Source organism: Pseudomonas sp. SWRI179 (assembly GCF_014268705.1).
GTDB classification, from domain to species: domain Bacteria; phylum Pseudomonadota; class Gammaproteobacteria; order Pseudomonadales; family Pseudomonadaceae; genus Aquipseudomonas; species Aquipseudomonas zanjanensis.
The window spans coordinates 21,148-39,032 of record NZ_JABWRA010000057.1 but is presented as its reverse complement, the minus strand read 5'-3'; the positions used below and the strand labels follow the sequence as shown (position 1 = coordinate 39,032).

Annotated in this window: 14 protein-coding genes; 7 read left to right on the top strand and 7 right to left on the bottom strand. The window is 61.7% G+C overall.

Going from position 1 to position 17,885, the window contains the following annotated elements; genetic code table 11:
- Positions 1–199: 199 nt before the first annotated feature.
- From HU767_RS24640 to HU767_RS24615, 6 genes are all read left to right on the top strand, one after another.
- Positions 200–808 carry a YqiA/YcfP family alpha/beta fold hydrolase gene (locus tag HU767_RS24640; protein ID WP_186730694.1) on the top strand — a complete coding sequence of 203 codons (609 nt, stop codon included), beginning with the start codon at positions 200–202 and terminating at the stop codon, positions 806–808.
- A gap of 41 nt (positions 809–849) precedes the next feature.
- Entirely contained in the window at positions 850–2,754 is a 1,905-nt protein-coding gene (parE, locus tag HU767_RS24635; RefSeq protein WP_053181455.1) for a DNA topoisomerase IV subunit B, read from the top strand.
- Complete coding sequence (locus HU767_RS24630) at positions 2,754–3,740, top strand: esterase-like activity of phytase family protein (RefSeq protein WP_186730693.1); 987 nt, start codon at positions 2,754–2,756, stop codon at positions 3,738–3,740. The genes parE and HU767_RS24630 overlap by 1 nt, the downstream gene beginning before the upstream one ends.
- A complete protein-coding gene (locus HU767_RS24625) occupies positions 3,737–4,258 on the top strand; it encodes a TIGR02281 family clan AA aspartic protease (protein WP_186708021.1) in 522 nt (173 codons plus the stop codon). Before HU767_RS24630 ends, HU767_RS24625 begins: the two co-directional genes overlap by 4 nt.
- Before the next feature lie 10 nt (positions 4,259–4,268).
- Complete coding sequence (gene parC, locus HU767_RS24620) at positions 4,269–6,533, top strand: DNA topoisomerase IV subunit A (protein WP_186730692.1); 2,265 nt, start codon at positions 4,269–4,271, stop codon at positions 6,531–6,533.
- A gap of 179 nt (positions 6,534–6,712) precedes the next feature.
- Positions 6,713–7,420 carry a PqiC family protein gene (locus tag HU767_RS24615; protein ID WP_186708017.1) on the top strand — a complete coding sequence of 236 codons (708 nt, stop codon included), beginning with the start codon at positions 6,713–6,715 and terminating at the stop codon, positions 7,418–7,420.
- Between the two features lie 257 nt (positions 7,421–7,677).
- On the opposite strand, the gene HU767_RS24610 is transcribed toward HU767_RS24615, so the two are convergent.
- Positions 7,678–9,192, bottom strand: a complete 1,515-nt coding sequence (locus HU767_RS24610; RefSeq protein WP_186730691.1) for an AhpA/YtjB family protein — start codon at positions 9,190–9,192, stop codon at positions 7,678–7,680.
- Positions 9,193–9,325: 133 nt separating this feature from the next.
- Between HU767_RS24610 and serB the strand changes: the two genes are divergently transcribed.
- Positions 9,326–10,540: a phosphoserine phosphatase SerB gene (gene serB, locus HU767_RS24605; RefSeq protein WP_053117868.1), complete on the top strand. Its 1,215-nt coding sequence runs from the start codon at positions 9,326–9,328 to the stop codon at positions 10,538–10,540.
- Positions 10,541–10,711: 171 nt separating this feature from the next.
- Here the strand turns inward: serB and HU767_RS24600 are convergent, their stop codons facing one another.
- From HU767_RS24600 to HU767_RS24575, 6 genes are all read right to left on the bottom strand, one after another.
- The gene (locus HU767_RS24600; RefSeq protein WP_186708011.1) at positions 10,712–12,472 is read right to left on the bottom strand and encodes a molecular chaperone; all 1,761 of its coding nucleotides are present in this window, start codon (positions 12,470–12,472) and stop codon (positions 10,712–10,714) included.
- A 90-nt stretch (positions 12,473–12,562) separates the two neighbouring features.
- Complete coding sequence (locus HU767_RS24595) at positions 12,563–13,141, bottom strand: serine acetyltransferase (protein WP_186708009.1); 579 nt, start codon at positions 13,139–13,141, stop codon at positions 12,563–12,565.
- Complete coding sequence (locus tag HU767_RS24590) at positions 13,131–14,351, bottom strand: O-antigen ligase family protein (protein ID WP_186730690.1); 1,221 nt, start codon at positions 14,349–14,351, stop codon at positions 13,131–13,133. The genes HU767_RS24595 and HU767_RS24590 overlap by 11 nt, the downstream gene beginning before the upstream one ends.
- 104 nt (positions 14,352–14,455) lie before the next feature.
- Positions 14,456–15,319, bottom strand: a complete 864-nt coding sequence (gene asd / locus HU767_RS24585) for an archaetidylserine decarboxylase (protein WP_186730689.1) — start codon at positions 15,317–15,319, stop codon at positions 14,456–14,458.
- Between the two features lie 19 nt (positions 15,320–15,338).
- Positions 15,339–16,154: a thiosulfate sulfurtransferase gene (gene rhdA, locus HU767_RS24580; protein WP_186730688.1), complete on the bottom strand. Its 816-nt coding sequence runs from the start codon at positions 16,152–16,154 to the stop codon at positions 15,339–15,341.
- A gap of 42 nt (positions 16,155–16,196) precedes the next feature.
- Positions 16,197–17,735: an HDOD domain-containing protein gene (locus tag HU767_RS24575; protein WP_186730687.1), complete on the bottom strand. Its 1,539-nt coding sequence runs from the start codon at positions 17,733–17,735 to the stop codon at positions 16,197–16,199.
- Positions 17,736–17,885 lie beyond the last annotated feature (150 nt).

Sequence of the window (17,885 nt, the reverse complement as noted above, 5' to 3'; positions counted from 1 at the left end):
AGCAGGCTCGCTCCCACAGTTTGATCGAAGTACAACCGGGAGAAACAGGTTGGCTACAAGGCCGCCTCGCGAGCAAGCTTTGCTCCCACAGGCGCTGTGATCGACGGTTCATAGAGGGCAACAACACGGTCAAATCCCCCCCAATCCCCGCAATCTCCCTGTAAACTCCGGCCTTTGCCCAGCACCCAGGGAGTCGGCAATGTCGGGTTCGATCCTTTATATCCATGGCTTCAACAGCGCCCCAGCATCGACCAAAGCCTGCCAACTGGTCGAAGTGATGGCACGCCTTGGCCTCAGCGACCAGCTACAGGTGCCGGCCCTGCATCACCACCCCCGCCAGGCCATCGGTCAGCTGGAACAGGCGATTACAGAACTGGGGCAGCCGCTGCTGGTCGGCAGCTCGCTCGGCGGCTACTATGCGACTCACTTGGCCGAGCGCCACGGGCTCAAGGCCCTGTTGGTCAATCCTGCCGTGAGCCCGCATCGGATGTTCGACGGGTACCTGGGGACGCAGAAAAATTTATACACCGACGAAACCTGGGAATTGACCCACGACCACGTGACGGCCCTGGCCGAGCTGGAAGTGCCGGCGCCCTGGGATCCGCAGCGGTATCAGGTATGGTTGCAAACCGGTGACGAAACGCTGGATTATCGCCACGCCCAGCAGTATTACCGCGCCTGTGCCTTGCGCATCCAGGCCGGCGGCGACCACAGTTTCCAAGGATTTGCCCAGCAGTTACCGGCATTGTTGAGTTTTGCCGGCATTGGCGCTGATTTGTACCAGGCGATCGACTTCACGTCGCTGTGAGCCATCGCCCCTTTTTCATTGAACACTGACGACGAGACCCCATGGCCACTCCCAGCGCTAGCTCTTATAACGCAGACGCCATCGAAGTCCTCTCGGGCCTCGACCCGGTGCGCAAGCGCCCCGGCATGTACACCGACACCAGTCGGCCGAACCACCTCGCCCAGGAAGTCATCGACAACAGTGTCGACGAAGCCTTGGCCGGGCATGCGAAGTCGGTGCAGGTCATCCTGCACGCCGATCACTCGCTGGAAGTCAGCGATGACGGCCGCGGCATGCCGGTGGACATTCACCCTGAAGAAGGTGTGTCGGGCGTCGAGCTGATCCTCACCAAGCTCCACGCCGGCGGCAAGTTTTCCAACAAGAACTACCAGTTCTCCGGCGGTCTGCACGGGGTGGGTATTTCCGTGGTCAACGCCTTGTCGACCCAGGTGCGGGTGCGGGTCAAGCGTGACGGCAATGAATACCAGATGACGTTCGCCGACGGCTACAAGGCCACCGAGCTGGAAGTGGTCGGCACCGTCGGCAAGCGCAACACCGGGACCAGCGTGTATTTCGCCCCGGATCCGAAGTATTTCGATTCGCCGAAGTTTTCCGTCAGCCGCCTCAAGCACGTGCTCAAGGCCAAGGCCGTGTTGTGCCCGGGGCTGCTGGTCAGTTTCGAGGACAAGGCCACCGGCGAAAAAGTCGAATGGCATTACGAAGACGGCCTGCGCTCTTATCTGGTAGATGCGGTCAGCGGTTTCGAACGCCTGCCCGACGAGCCGTTCTGTGGCAGCCTGGCCGGTAACAAGGAAGCCGTGGACTGGGCGCTGTTGTGGCTGCCCGAAGGCGGCGAAAGCGTCCAGGAAAGCTACGTCAACCTGATCCCCACGGCTCAGGGCGGTACCCACGTCAACGGCTTGCGCCAGGGACTGCTCGACGCCATGCGTGAGTTCTGCGAGTTCCGCAACCTGCTGCCTCGCGGCGTGAAGCTGGCGCCGGAAGACGTCTGGGAGCGCATTGCCTTCGTCTTGTCGATGAAGATGCAGGAACCGCAATTCTCCGGCCAGACCAAAGAGCGCCTGTCGTCTCGCGAAGCGGCGGCGTTTGTTTCCGGTGTGGTCAAGGACGCGTTCAGCCTGTGGCTCAACGCCAACCCGGAAACCGGCCTGGCCCTGGCGGAGCTGGCGATCAACAACGCCGGTCGTCGTCTGAAAGCGAGCAAGAAAGTCGAGCGCAAGCGCATCACCCAAGGGCCGGCCTTGCCGGGCAAGCTTGCCGATTGCGCCGGGCAGGACCCGATGCGTTCCGAGCTGTTCCTGGTGGAAGGTGACTCCGCCGGCGGCTCGGCCAAGCAGGCGCGGGATAAAGAGTTCCAGGCAATCCTGCCGCTGCGGGGCAAGATCCTCAATACCTGGGAAGTGGACGGCAGTGAAGTGCTGGCCAGCCAGGAAGTGCATAACATCGCCGTGGCCATTGGCGTCGATCCGGGCGCCGAGGACATGAGCCAGCTGCGCTACGGCAAGATCTGCATCCTCGCCGACGCCGACTCCGACGGCCTGCACATTGCCACGCTGCTTTGTGCCTTGTTCGTCCAGCATTTCCGCCCACTGGTGGACGCCGGCCACGTCTACGTGGCGATGCCGCCGCTGTACCGCATCGATCTGGGCAAGGAAATCTACTACGCCCTGGACGAAGCCGAGCGCGACGGCATCCTTGACCGCCTGGTCGCCGAGAAGAAACGGGGCAAGCCGCAGGTCACCCGATTCAAGGGCCTGGGTGAGATGAACCCGCCGCAGTTGCGCGAAACCACCATGGATCCCAATACCCGCCGCCTGGTGCAGTTGACCTTGGATGATTTTGAAGCGACTTCGGAAATGATGGACATGTTGCTGGCCAAGAAACGCGCCGGCGACCGCAAGTCCTGGCTTGAATCCAAAGGGGACCTGGCCGAGGTGCTGGCCTGATGCGCAACGGTTTCGCCCTGGCGTTGTGGCTGTGGGCGGGGATGGTGGTCGCAGGGCCGGCGCCGGAATTGAAGCTGCTGTCCGAGCATGCCGTCGACGGCATGCGCGGTGGCAACCTGTCCGGGCTGGCGCTGTGCGGCGGCGAGATGTGGACCGTGTCCGATCGCGATGATGACCGGATCTATCGCCTCATGCCCTCCGAGGCGCCGGTCTGGCAGGCCGAGGCGGTTGGAATCGAGGTGCCGGAGGTACCGGACAGCGGTTTGCCCTGGGGCTTGAGATCGCGAACCTGGGCGGCGTCGTTCCTGCGCGGTGGCGAGCTGGATTTCGAAGGCATCAGCTGTGACAGCGCCGGCAATCGTTATGTGGTCAGCGAGTCTCATGCCGCCGTGCTGTACATACCGCCGACGGGGGCCGCATCCTGGCTGAAAATTGCCCAGACGATGATCCGGCAGGCGCGGGGCAGTGGCATGTTGCTGCACTTCAACGCCTTGTTCGAAGGCCTTGCGGTCAGCCCGGCCGGCGACCAGTTGTGGTTGGCGGCCGAGCGTGAGCGTCGCGGCCTGCTGTTGATCAAGCGCCAGCAAACGGTGTGGGGCTGCGACGGCAATTGTGTCTTGCTCAGCGAAGCGGGCCAGGAAATGCAGCCGGCGCAGTTCCCCAAGGCCAAGGCGGTTTCCCGGGATTTCGCCGACCTGTCATTGTTCAATGGCAAGCTGTTTTCCCTGGAGCGCAATGCCTACCAGATCTGCCGGCGTGACCCGCAGACCGCCCAGGTGGAACGTTGCTGGTCGTTCGCCGCCGAGGCGTTGCAGGATAGCCGTCGTTATCCCCAGCCTTATGGGCTGGCCGAAGCGCTGGTGGTGGACGCCGACGGAGCCTGGATCGGCCAGGACAACAACGACGGTAAGCGGGCCGATGGCGAACAGCGGCCGATTGTCTGGCGCTTCGCCGCGCCTGACGGTGGCTGGAGCGCCTCGCCGTGAGCCAGCAACCACCGGGCAAGCGCGCCGGCCGGGTGCTGATGATCCTGGCCTGGTGCGCGGCGCTGTTTCTGGCAACACGGTTTTTTGCCCAGTGGGAGCAGCGGGAACTGAACCCCAATGCCCAGGTGCATTCGCTAAAAGGCGAAGGTTTTATCGAGGTGAAGCTGGTCGGCAACCGGCAGGGGCATTTCGTCGCCAGCGGCCAGATCAACGGCCAGCCGGTGGACTTCATGCTCGACACCGGTGCCACCGACGTGGCGATTCCGTTGGAATTGGCCGAACGCCTCAAGCTGGAAAAAGGTTTCGGCGTGACCTTGAGCACCGCCAACGGTGTGAGCGAGGGCTACCGCACGCGCATCGACCGGCTGCAATTGGGTGACATCGTTCTGCGCGATGTCCGTGCCCTGGTGGCGCCGGGCCTGGGCGGCACGCAAGTGCTGCTGGGCATGAGCGCCCTGAACAAACTTGAATTTACCCAGCGCGACGGCACCATGCTGCTGCGCCAGACAACGAACTGATGAGGCCCGCATGAGCGACATTCTTGCAGACAGCTTAGACGGCGTAGAACGCCGATCGCTGGCTGACTTCACCGAAAATGCCTACCTCAATTACTCCATGTACGTGATCATGGACCGCGCCTTGCCGCACATCGGCGACGGCTTGAAGCCGGTCCAGCGGCGGATCATCTACGCCATGAGTGAACTGGGGCTGGATGCGGATTCCAAGCACAAGAAATCGGCGCGTACCGTCGGTGACGTGCTCGGTAAGTTCCACCCCCACGGCGACTCGGCCTGCTACGAAGCCATGGTGCTGATGGCCCAGCCGTTCAGCTACCGCTACACCTTGGTGGACGGCCAGGGTAACTGGGGTGCGCCGGACGATCCCAAGTCCTTCGCGGCCATGCGTTACACCGAGGCGCGGCTGTCGCGTTATTCCGAGGTGCTGCTCAGCGAGCTGGGCCAGGGCACCGCGGACTGGGGGCCGAACTTCGACGGCACCCTCGACGAACCCCTGGTGTTGCCAGCACGTTTGCCGAATATCCTCCTCAATGGCACCACCGGCATCGCCGTGGGCATGGCCACCGACGTGCCGCCCCACAACCTGCGGGAAGTGGCCACGGCGTGCGTGCGTCTGCTGGACGAACCGAAAGCCACGGTGGAGCAGCTCTGCGAGCATATCCAGGGCCCGGATTATCCGACCGAAGCCGAAATCATCACCCCGCGCGCAGACTTGCTGAAAATCTACGAGACCGGTCGCGGTTCGGTGCGCATGCGCGCCGTGTACCACATCGAAGATGGCGACATCATTGTCACGGCGCTGCCGCATCAGGTGTCCGGGGCCAAGGTCTTGGAACAGATTGCCGCGATGATGCAGGCAAAACCGTCGAAAGCGCCGCAAGTGGCTGACTTGCGCGACGAATCCGACCACGAAAACCCGTGCCGCATCGTGATCATCCCGGTCAACAGCCGGGTCGACCACGACGCGCTGATGCAGCACCTGTTCGCCAGCACCGACTTGGAGTCCAGCTACCGGGTCAACATCAACATCATCGGCCTGGATGGCAAGCCGCAGTTGAAGAACTTGCGGGCCTTGCTGGTGGAGTGGCTGGAGTTCCGGGTCAAGACCGTGCGCCGGCGCCTGCAATTTCGCCTGGACAAGGTCGAGCGCCGCCTGCACCTGTTGGACGGCTTGCTGATCGCCTACCTCAACCTGGATGAAGTGATCCACATCATCCGTACCGAGGAGCACCCCAAGGCCAGCCTGATCGAGCGTTTCGCCCTGAGCGAAATCCAGGCCGACTACATCCTCGATACCCGCCTGCGGCAGTTGGCGCGGTTGGAAGAGATGAAGCTGCGGGCCGAGCAGGATGAGTTGCTCAAGGAGCAGGCCAAGCTGCAAGCCTTGCTGGGCAGCGAAGCCAAGCTCAAGAAGCTGGTGCGCACCGAGCTGCTCAAGGACGCCGAAACTTACGGCGACGACCGTCGCTCGCCGATCGTCGAGCGTGCCGAAGCCAAGGCGCTGAGCGAACACGATCTGTTGCCGAACGAGAAAGTGACTGTCGTGCTGTCGGAAAAAGGCTGGGTGCGTTCGGCCAAGGGTCATGATATTGACGCGACGGGGCTTTCCTATAAGGCCGGTGACGGCTTCAAGGCCTTGGCGGCCGGGCGCTCCAACCAGTTTGCGGTGTTCGTCGACTCCACCGGACGCAGTTATTCGGTGCCGGCCCATACCCTGCCATCGGCTCGCGGCCAGGGCGAACCGCTGACCGGTCGTTTAACACCGCCACCGGGTGCAACTTTTGAATGCGTGCTGATGCCTGATGATGATGGGCTCTACGTAATCGCATCGGACGCGGGTTACGGTTTCGTGGTCAAGGGCGAGGACTTGCAAGCCAAGAACAAGGCGGGCAAGGCGTTGTTGAGCCTGCCGAACAACGCCAAGGTGATTGCGCCGCGCCCGGTTGCCGATCGGGAGAGCAACTGGCTGGCGTCGGTCACCACCGAAGGTCGGTTGCTGGTGTTCAAGATCAGTGACCTGCCACAGCTGGGTAAAGGCAAGGGCAACAAGATTATTGGTATTTCCGGCGAACGGGTCGCCAGTCGTGAGGAATTTGTCACGGATATTGCAGTATTACCGGAGGGTGCGACGCTTGTGCTGCAGGCAGGCAAGCGCACGCTTTCGTTGAAAGCAGACGATCTTGAGCATTACAAGGGTGAACGTGGTCGTCGGGGCAATAAGCTTCCGAGAGGGTTTCAGCGGGTCGATGCGCTGCTCGTCGAAAACCTCAATTAGGCGTACTAGAGGGCCCGGTCTGCGATTAAATGCCGCAGATCGTTGCTTTCGCGCTGGAGTCGGCGCGCATATTCACGGATGATAGGCCCTTTCAAGCGCCGGCGTGGCCGAGCGTTCTTCATAATGACCGAGTATTTTTTCACTGTGGCAAGCCTTGTGGCTGCCACCTGGACGGAACGATGACTGCTCTGCGCCTCCCTATTTTGTGGCTCGCCGGCCTGCTTGGCCTGGCGGGCTGCAGCATGAACCAGCCGGTGTCGCTGTACCAACTGGACAGCGGAACCCCGTCCCAGCCTGCGCAAAGCACAGGCATGGCCGTATTGCTCGGCCCGGTTCTGATCGCTGACTACCTGCAGCGTGAAACCTTGTTGCAACGTCAACCGGACGGCAGCCTGCAAGCCGCCACTGACGGCCGTTGGGCCGGCAGCCTGTCCTCTGACATCGATCAATTGCTGCTGCGCCAGGTCGCCGGGCATTTGGACAGCCAGCGCGTGGTGCTGGCCCCTGCAACCCAGGGCTTCACTCCGGATGTACAAGTGCTGCTGTCGATTACCCGCCTGGACTCGGGCAAGGATCAGCCGGCAGTGCTCGATGCCCAATGGCGGTTGATCGACCGTCGTGGCAAGGTGCGTGAAAACCGCATCGTACATCTGCAAGAGGTCCATGCCGGCACCACCGCGGCGCAGGTCCAAGCCCAGGGCGTGCTCCTGCAACGCCTGGCCGAACAGCTGTCCGTGTCGCTCAAGCCGTTGGCCAACCAGCCGCCTGTCGCTGAAGCAGTGCCCCGTAAGTCCGCGCCTGCCCCGGCCAAGCCGGTGGAAAAGGAAAAGGACAAGATCCCCATGGCCTTGCCAATTCGTACGGACATGGAAGTGTTCAGGTTCTGATGCCTGGACCGGATATACGACAAAGCCCGCAGTGATGCGGGCTTTGTTGTTTCTGCCATTCGGAATCTCTGGTGTCTGTGCTGGCCCTTTCGCGAGCAAGCCCGCTCCCACACTGGATTTTCAGTGGGACGTAGATCTTGTGGTCCATGGAGATTCACTGTGGGAGCGGGCTTGCTCGCGAAGAGGTCAGTGACGCCAACAAAAAAGCCCGCAGACAATCACTCATCTGCGGGCTTCGTTATTTCAAGTCCTGAGATTCAGACCTGGCGCTCATGCATCCGCGCCAGTTGCCGCTCCAGCATCGACGGGTAAGGCTCCATCAAGCGCTCCACGCAGCACGCGCCTTCGGGGCTGGCGATGGGGCGGATGCGGGCGCGTTGGCGGATCAGGGCGTCGTCATTGATCTTGCGCTCCACCAGCAGCAGGTTGCGGCTGTGTTGCGACAGTGCCAGGGCGTCCTGGGCGGTTTCGGTCAGCAGCAGGTCGATCTGGCTCAGGCCGAACAAGCCATCACCCAAGGTCAGGCCCAATTGCAATTGCAGGGTAATGCCGCTGTCGGCGACTTCGATCTGCAACTGGTGACCCAAGGCGCGCAACAACTCACCGCAGCAAATGGCGTTGGTCAGGTAATCGTCGCCGCTGTCTTCGGTGTGGAACAGCATCAGCGTGCTGCCGTCGTTCAGGGTATGCAATTCGCCCTGATAGAGCGATGCGGCCTGGTCGAGGCAGTCGCGGTAGCGCTCGAGCAACTCCTTCAGGCGCGCCTGGGGCAGGCGGCGCAGTTGATCCTGGGCGCCCAACTGCACGGCCAATACGGCGCTGTGCTGGGGCAGGTTCGAGGCAACAGGCCTGGCGACCGGTCGAGGTGCTCCCTCGGCGGATTCGTCACGCAGGTCGGCGAAGGCGTCATCGTCTTCCTCGTCCTCTGCCGTGCGTACCACATGACGTGGTGCCGGTTTGGAGGCGGGCATCGGCTGGCTTTCGTCGAAGCCCGGATCGCGCAGGTTACGCACTTCGAAACCCGGCTCGGCCTCGTCGTCCACGTAGTCAATGTCTTCAGGTTCCGGCACCGGCTCAGGTTCCGGCGCGAAGCTGGCGTGTAGTTGCCGGGCCAGGTCGCCGATTTCGTCCTGGCGCTGGGTGGCGGGCGTGTGTTCGTCGATGTCCCGCAGCCAGACGCGCAATTGCAACAGCGGCGTGGAGATGTGCCGCCCCAGGCGCAGGCTCAAGGCCAATGCCAGCGCCAGCAGGATCGCGCTGAGGATGCCCATGCTTTGCAGGCTGATGGTCATCGGTTGCTGGAACTGGTCCATGTCCAGGCTGATGCGCAGTTGCCCGGCGGTCACGTCCTGGAAGGTGATCTTGCTCTGGTACATGCCGCCGGACTCGCCCAGCAGGCCAGGCTTGGGCCGCTGCCCGGCCTCGGCGAGGATGCGGTTGTCCACGCTGTAGATGGCGGCGTGGGCCACCAGCTTGTTCTTGGTCAGGTTGTTGAGCAGCACGTTGAGGCTGAGGATGTCGTTGGACACCAGCAGCTCGGTGGCGGATGTGGCGGTCTGGGTGGTCAGGCTTTCCCCCAGGGCATCGGCCTGCTCGTGCATCGCCTGCTTGAATTGCAAACCCATCACGCAGGCATAGATGACCAGGGCCAGGGCGACCAGGATTACGTTATGGCTGGCAATGCGCAATGCAATCGGCACACGACGGTGACGCAGTGCACGGAAGATCAGCAGGAAGAAGTTGTCGGTTTTGACTGGCGTGGGCCGGTTCACTGAGCTCGGCTCTTTGTCCGTGAAATTGACGCGCAGTATAGCGACAGCCCCATGACCGGCAAAGCACTGGCGGTGCCCGATGGTCACTGAATGTGGGTAGAATGCGGTTTTTTTCCACCTGCGGGGGTGCGCCTTGCGCGAAATCGTCCTGATAAACATCACTGGCAGCGACCGTCCGGGTCTGACTGCGGCCATTACCGGCGTTCTGGCCCAGGGTGGTGTGAACATTCTCGACATCGGTCAGGCGGTGATCCATGACACGCTGTCGTTCGGCATCCTGGTGGAAATCCCGGACGCCGAACAAAGCAAGTCCGTGCTCAAGGACATCCTGTTCACCGCCTACAAGCTCGACCAGCAGGTGCGCTTCACCCCGGTGTCCGAGGACGATTACCAGCAGTGGGTGGCCGGCCAGGGCAAGAAGCGCCACATCGTGACCCTGTTGACCCGCAAGGTGACCGCCGAGCAATTGCAGCGCGTCAGCTCGATCACCGCCCAATATGGCCTGAACATCGACCACATCGACCGCTTGTCCGGGCGCATGCCCCTGGACACGCCGGCCGACAAGGGCAAGGGCTGCATCGAGTTTTCGGTGCGCGGCGAGCCCGCCGACCCCCAGGCGTTGCGTGCCGAGTTCCTCAGCGTTGCCCAGGAGCTGAACGTCGACATCGCCTTCCAGGAAGACTCGCTGTTCCGCCGTAACCGCCGCCTGGCAGTGTTCGACATGGACTCGACGCTGATCGAAGCTGAAGTCATCGACGAACTGGCCAAGGCGGCCGGCGTCGGCGACAAGGTCTCGGCCATCACTGAGCGAGCCATGGCCGGCGAGCTGGATTTTCGCGCCAGCTTCAAGGAGCGCCTGGCCCTGCTACAAGGCCTGGACGTCAGCGTGCTCGACTCCATCGGCGCCTCCCTGCGCCTGACCGAAGGCGCCGAGACCCTGTTCGCCGAACTCAAGCGCCTGGGTTACAAGACCGCCATCCTGTCCGGTGGCTTCACTTACTTCGCCAAGCAATTGCAGGCCAAGCTCGGCATCGACTACGTGTTTGCCAACGAATTGGAAGTGGTGGACGGCAAGGTGACCGGCGTGGCCGTCGAGCCGATCGTCGATGCCCAGCGCAAGGCGGACCTGCTGCGCGAACTGGCGGAAAAAGAAGGCCTGCGCCTGGAGCAGACCATCGCCGTGGGCGACGGCGCCAACGACTTGCCGATGCTGGCGATCGCGGGCCTGGGCGTGGCGTTCCGTGCCAAGCCGCTAGTCAAGCAGTCGGCCCGGCAAGCGATTTCCACCCTGGGGCTGGATGGGGTGTTGTACCTGCTGGGTTTCCGGGATCGGGACGGGCAGCTCTGAATCACACGCCGGTTTGGAGCGCATGCTTTTGTGGCGAGGGAGCTTGCTCCCGCTGGGGCGCGAAGCGGCCCCGAAACCTGACACGCCCGGGGATGTCAGTCTGACCGTATTGGGCCTGCTGCGCAGGCCAGCGGGAGCAAGCTCCCTCGCCACGAAGCGTTCGTGCGCTGTCTACAGCGACTTCCACAACGAATCGAAATTCCCTTCCTGATCGCCGCCATCCCCGGTTTCGGCCGAGTCTTCCGGGTGGTAGGAAAACTGATTGAAACTGTGCGTGCTGGTCACTCGTCGGTCCAGGCCGGCGCGGCGTTCCTGGCCATTGGTGTTGATCAATACCCGCTGACCCTCCTGAAACGGCAGGCGTGGGGCGATCATGGTCGGGGGCAGGTCAATCGCACTGATCTCGGGAAGCAACAGCCCGCGCAGATAATGGCCGTGATCATTTTCGTCCCGCACCAGCTGCAGTCCGCACGGCTGGGCATGGGGGGCGACCAGTTCGATACCCATTTGCATGGCGCCGTTGCGCACCTGGCGGATCCAGCGCACCACGGCGACACTCCAGGCTTGGTCGCTGGCGTCGCGGATGCCGATCATTTCCCCGGCTTGCAGTTGTTCCGGCACTTCCTTGGGCCAGCCTAGGCAGTAGCCGCCAGGGCTGTGGTTGATGATCGGCAGGTCGTAGGTGGGGAAGTGATGCTGGTTGTCGGAGTGACTGCCGTCGTCATCGCTCGGGTTGACCGGGTATTCGATTTCTTCGTAGGGCAGCAGGTCGTTGTCGCCTGTCGGGGCGGCGTCGAAAGCCTGGCTCCAGGTGTCGTTGGTCTTGCTTGGCGTGGCTTCGAAGCGGGCTTTGCGAGCAGTCGGGCTTTTCAGTATTTCGTTGAACGAGCGCTCACCGCCGAGGTAGTAGTGCAGCGCACTCATGCCTACGCACAGCGTCAGCGTGCCATTGCCCTCGGTGCGCTGGAAGCTGCGCTCAGCCGCTTCGCCCCAGGCGGCTTGCAGGTGGTGCAAGGTGTCGGCACTCATGCCGCCAGGGACTGGCAAGGTGTTAGCGGCAGGCTGTTCCAAATGTGTGGCAATTGCCCGCACCAGTGGCTGTGGATCGAAGCCCTGCAAGGTCGGCTGTTGTTCGGCGCGGAACTTGGAGCGATAGCGTGGCCCGACATCCAGCTCCGGAGCGACCGCGAACAGGCTGGTAGCGCTGGTGGCAGGGTCCAGCTTGACCCACTGGCTCCAGGATTCGAGCGTTTCGGTCAGTCGCCCGATCTGGCTCTGGCGCAGCTGATTGCTGCGTGATGCGCCCAGCAACAGCGCGACGACATAGGTTTGCTCGGCATTCAGTTGATGAACCTGGCTGGCCAGTTCGTCACTCACGCTCAGGTGCTGTAGCCGGTGCTGGCAGGCGATCCGGTACAACTGATGCAGATCGAGCCAAAGTCCCTCGGGCACAGGGCTGTAAAGTTGGCTGGCACGCAGCAGCGGGCCGTTGAGGGCATGCAGCGCCCGTTGTAACGCGGTGCTCAGCAGGCGGGCGCGGTCCTTGGTGTATTTGGACGCGATACGCGCCACGATCTGTTTGTAGCCCATCGCCAGTTGGGTTTGCAGGGCCTGGCACAGGTTGACGATCTTGCGCGAGCGATCGTCCAGCACGATGGCCTGTTGCAGGAAGTGCCGCTCCAGGTGCTTGCAGACGTAGTACACCTCGGGCCGCAGCAGTTCGAGCAGTTGCAGGCGATTGTCGCTGGGGGTGAGCAGTTGGTTGAGTTCGCCAAGGGCCTGGTACAGCAGGCGAGCGGTCTCGCCGATGTTGGCCTTGGGCAGGTTGGCGATCCAGCGCTTGAGGTCCTTTGGCGTCGCATCGCAGAACGACAGGCGTGATTGTGTCGGGGTCAGGACGCGCAATAGCTGGAGAGGGCTGGTCTCATTCATGCCGTGGACAGGCTCCGGCGGGAAACGAAAAGGATGTATCCAACTCTAGCAGGTGTAGCCGAAAGATCATGCTACCGCGACCCCTGGTGACTAGTCCTGCAGGCGGCCCATTGAAACGGGATCGTATTCCTTCATTTCACCAACGCTTCGGGTGATGTACAGGTGGTTGGCCGGGATGCTCTTGTTGACGAAGGCGCCTGCGCCAATGATCACATTGTCACCCAGCTCCAAATGGTCAGCGATGATGCAGGCATGAGCATGTATCCGGACGCCGTCGCCAATGCGCAATACTGCGGTATCGCTTTGCCCCTTGATACCCAGCGTGCAGTTCTGCCAGATCTTGAAATTTTTTCCAATGATGGCGTGCGATGTGATGACGATTCCATTCGGATGGGCAATCCATAGGCCTTCCCCGACGGTGGCGCCCAGCATGATCTCTACATTGAATTGGCGGCTGATGCGTTCGTTGAGCAGCTTGCCGCGCCGTCTCCAGAATTTGCTGTCCTGCTGGTGCATGGCGTATGCCAGGCGGAACCAGAAAAGGTAGCGGTACCTGTTGATGCGCTGACATTTTTGGTAAAGCCGTCTCCACCTGAACGGTTTATCGAGACCGCCGAGGATTTCGATATGCCAGTAGCGTTTGGCTGATCGGAAAATATCAAGAAGCATCGACGCCCTCTTTGCCGCGAGGTGTGCTGGGTACGAACCTCTGGGACAGAATCATTCCAATAGGCAGCCAGAAAACGATCCAATAGACGCCAGGCCTGTTGAACACCGTGTGGTAGTCGAATAGAGCCGTTACAACCCCAAAGATAAGCAGGGGCAAGCCTACCGAACCGACGGGATGGTGCCAGGTCTTCCTGTCGATCGCGCGCTTGAAAACATAGGCGATGGCCAGCAATAACAGTACTGCACCTGTCACGCCGAATTCGTAAAAATACTGTAGGAAGAGATTGTGGACTTGGTTGTAGCAATGCACTTCGGATATGCAGATATCAAAATTACTGCCCGCCCCGGCACCAAACAGCCAGAACTCGTCAATGCGGTCTAGCCAGCCTGCCCAGATTACGTCGCGAAGGTTGAAGCCACGACTTTGCTGTTTGACGATGACGGGCCATAGCCATACTGACATTGCAAGGAATATTACGCCGGCCAGGCACAACCATTTCCTCGACCTCAAACTATGGTGAAGAAGAATGCTTGTAGCGATTGCCAAGCCATACCCAAGCCAGACGGCTCTTGAAAGCGTGCAGAACAGGTACAGCGAAAGGCCTAGCACACAGGCCATGAACAACGTTCTGACCCACGGTCCGAAGGTTTTGGTCATTAACAAGTGGAACCCGTAAATGCCGAAGAACCCGTAATACAGCGCCGCAATGATGGGGTTCTTGAAGTTGGCATAGTTGCCATAGCCCAATTTGTATAAACGTTTGCCAGAGAAAAAAATGTTCTGGTCTTGCTGGGTGAAGTGGATGATCAAACCGGCAATCGCAAATAAACCCGCGATCACAAAGGCAAACGTCAGGCATTTCTCAAGCAGTTCTTCCCGGGCCAGTATATGAATCGCGCTCAGGTACAACATTACGTACAACACGGTTTTGAATTGTCCGTAGGCGGAGGCTTCGGACCCGGGATTCAGCAGCGCTACCAGCAGCGAAAAGACCAGTACCAGCAGTACCGGCCAGTAGGGCTTTTGGACAATGCCTTGACGTAGGCGCGCATCGAGCACACATAAAAGCAACGCGGGTATAAAAAGACTCGCGTTGGATATCGTGGTGTAAGTGCTGCCGTCGATAATGAACAGCAGTCCCGTCAGGTGCGCAGTGAAGCCGATCATCAAGACAAGCAAGGTGAATCTGGAAAAAGCCGAACGTGTCATACCTATTCCAAGGGTAGTGAAAGGGGGCCAGGACAAAACTCCAAGGCGTAGTGTGGCAGCGTCGGCGAGGGTAGCGACTCATGTTGATTGCGCCGCTAGCTATCTCATCGAGCGTTGGGTAGTGCCAGTCCTTGACCCATCTGCACCGGCGAACCGGCCACCAGGTCCTCGGCCCATTTCACCTGGTCCGGACCGAACAGCACGATAGCGGTCGAACCCAGCTTGAAGCGCCCCAGTTCGGCACCTTTTTCCAGATGAATCGGCGCACGTGCGGCTTCGTCGTAACGGAAGGTTTTCAGCTCGCGCTTGGGCGGCGTCACCAGCCCGGCCCAGACGGTTTCGATGGAGGCCACGATCATCGCGCCCACCAGCACCACGGCCATCGGTCCACGCTCGGTGTCGAAAATGCACGCGACGCGCTCGTTACGGGCAAACAGCTCCGGCACGTTTTCGGCAGTGGTCTGGTTGACCGAGAAAATCCGCCCGGGGATGTAGACCATTTCCCGCAGGGTGCCCGCCAGTGGCATGTGCACGCGGTGGTAGTCCTTGGGGGACAGGTAGATGGTGGCGAAATCGCCACCCATGAACGGCGCTGCGTTGGCCGCGTCACCGCCCAGCAGTTCCAGCACGCTGAAGCTGTGGCCCTTGGCCTGGAATACCCGGCCGTGCTCGATCGGGCCGAGCTGGCTGACGGCACCGTCGGCGGGGCTGAGAATCGCGCCCGGGGTTTCGTCCAGCGGGCGGGCGCCGTCCTTCAGGGCGCGGGTGAAGAAGGCGTTGAAATGCTCGTAGGCCGTCAGGTCTTCCACCAGGGCCTGGGACATGTCCACTTGGTAGCGCTTGGCAAACCACGTGGTGAAAGCGTTCTTGAACCAGCGCACGCGGCATTCGGCAATGCGGCCGGCCAGCCGCGACAGCAGGTGGTGGGGCAGCAGGTATTGGGTGAGGATGAATAAACGGTTTTTCATTAACTGTCCTTAAGAACCTTCAAAGCTCGATGGGTGTGTCGGGGTGGTTGCCCCATTCGCCCCAGGAACCGGCATAGCCTTTGACCCGTGGATAACCGAGCGCCTTGGCCACCAGGTAGGTGAAGCCAGAGCGGTGGTGAGTCTGGCAGTGGGTGATGATTTCTTTATCAGGGGTGATGCCCAATCGTTCGAGGATTTGCGGCATGTCTTTGCGGATGCGCAGGTTGCGCGCCTTGTCCATGCCGGCGGTCCATTCGAAATTGACCGCGCCGGGAATGTGTCCGCCCCGGGCCGCGACGACTTTTTCGCCGGAGTATTCCAGCGGGCCGCGCGCGTCCCAGATGGCCAGGTCGGCAGCGCCGAGACGGCTTTGCAGGTACTCACGGGTGGCGGTGGGCGCGTCGTGCAGCGTCAGGCTGACCGGCCCACCCACGGGCGCAGGGACGTCGATGGACACCGGCAGGCCCTCGTCCAGCCACGACAGCAAGCCGCCGTCGAGGTAGTGGTAGTTCCCGTGGCCGATCACGTCCAGCAACCAGATAAACCGCCCGGCCCAGCCGCCGCCTTCATCGTCATAGACCACGTAGACCGCATCCGGGTTGTGCCCGAGCTCACCGAAGAGGGCTTCAAGGTCGGCCTTGGCCGGCAGCAGGCCCGGCGCCGGCGGTTGGCCGAGCTGGGTGCGCTTGGGGTCGACGAAACGTGCGCCAGGGATATGCCCGGTGCCGTAGCGGGCGGCGCTGGTCAGGTCCACCAGAATCAGTTCGCGGGCGTCGAGGCGCGGTAGCAGCTCGCTCGGCTCGATCACCAACGGCAAGCCAGAGAAGTCAGGCATGTGAGGTCTCCAGGGGCGCAAAGGGAGAGGATTGTATCAAGTTCAGCGGCCGCGGTTGGTAAAGGTATGCAGGGCCCTTTCGATGCATTGCACGGTTTTGCCGAAAGCTTGCACGGTGACGTCCGAGAACGGCCCGCCGCCCTGGTCCACCGCCACCAGCATGATCACCCGGCCATTGCAGGTCAGTGAGCGCAACAGCAGGTGTTCGCCGCGGAACAGGCTGCGCAGGCCCGGCGGTAATAGCGCCGAAAACTGCGCGTTGTTGTCCGGGTTCAGGCGAACCTGGGCCTGCTGGGCCAGTAATCGTTGCAAGATTTTGCTCTGGCTGATGGTAAAGCTCATGGCCGCGGCTTCCTTGGGCAAACCGGCGGTCTGGTGAACGCGCACGCTGGTCTGGCTGCGGTCGGCCATCAGGATCATCACCCGGCGCATGCCACAGGCCACCAGGGCGTCCCGTGCCGACGTGGTCAGGTGCATGGCGTTGAGGAAGGGGCTCGGCTCCACCAGCATGGCGGAACATTGCTTGCGCCACTGGCTCAGGTCCTGGGCGCTGGGCGGCGCGGCGGGCAGCAAGCCGGGGTGGATACGGCGGCTGCCCCAAGGCCAGATCAGCGCCACGGCCGGGTGCCAGAGGTCCGGCATGGCGTGATGACGTGCGCTGTTGGCGGCTTGTTGGTGCAACTGCTGCTGGATTTCATCCATCGACATTTGCAGATACAAACTGGTGAGGTACTGCCAGCGAGTGTTGTGAGGGCTGTCCCAGGCCTGCTGCGCCGCGAGGGCCAGGCCGTTGGCCAGCAACACGGTGTTGGCCGGCTGGTTGAGCCAGCGCCGCAGGGTTGGGTCGTCGTCCAGGCGATTCTGCTGGCGCAGCGGATGTTCGCTGTCCCGGGCGATGCGCAGGACTTTCACCAGTTCGCGGCGTTCGTTGAGCAACAGGCGATAACCTTGCGCCACCCAGATCGGCAAACGCCAGGTCTCCACCAGCGCCAGGCAGATCTCCAGCAGGCGGACGCCGAACAGTTCGCGCTCGACCTTGCGTGCGGACTCGCCTTTATGGACGACCCGCAATTCCCATTCCCCGAGCAACCGTGGGTGAGTCACGGCCAGGGGCCAAAGCGGCGACAGGAACAACAGGCTGCCCCAGTGGATGTCTTGCCACAGCCGTGCCAGGCGGCTGGCAAAAAAACCATTGGCCTGTTGCGTGGCATGCTGGCTGATCAATTGCAGCTGGCGCAAGGCAACAGGGATTTCGTGCCCCGGCAATGACGGCAGGCGGGCGAGCAACTCCTCGGTGCGCTTGAGGCCGAGGCGGTTGATGGCCACTTCGAGATTTTCCGCAGGCTCAGCGAGGCTGCCATGGGTGTGATGGTTGGCCTCGCGGATGACGCTCAGGGCCAGCGCGGGGCTGTCCTGCATCAGGTCGGCGATGTCGCGCAATGAGCGACGGCTATCGGCGAGGGCCTTGCAGACCAGGTCGTGGCTGGCCTGGGGCACCGGCAGATGCACGCCGTTGAGCAGCTTCACCCAGCCGTCGAGGGTGGTCGGTCGGGGCGTTGGAACCTTGGTTTCGTTAGTCATGGCTGGACGTGATCATCGTATGAATTCTCTACGCCCGGAACGGGGCTAATTGGCTTTTCGCCAGAACAGCCTATAGTCTGGCGCAGTTTTGCCGATAAGTAGAAGAAGAGATTTTTCAGCTTCCGAATATGACCTTGAACCCGACTTAAG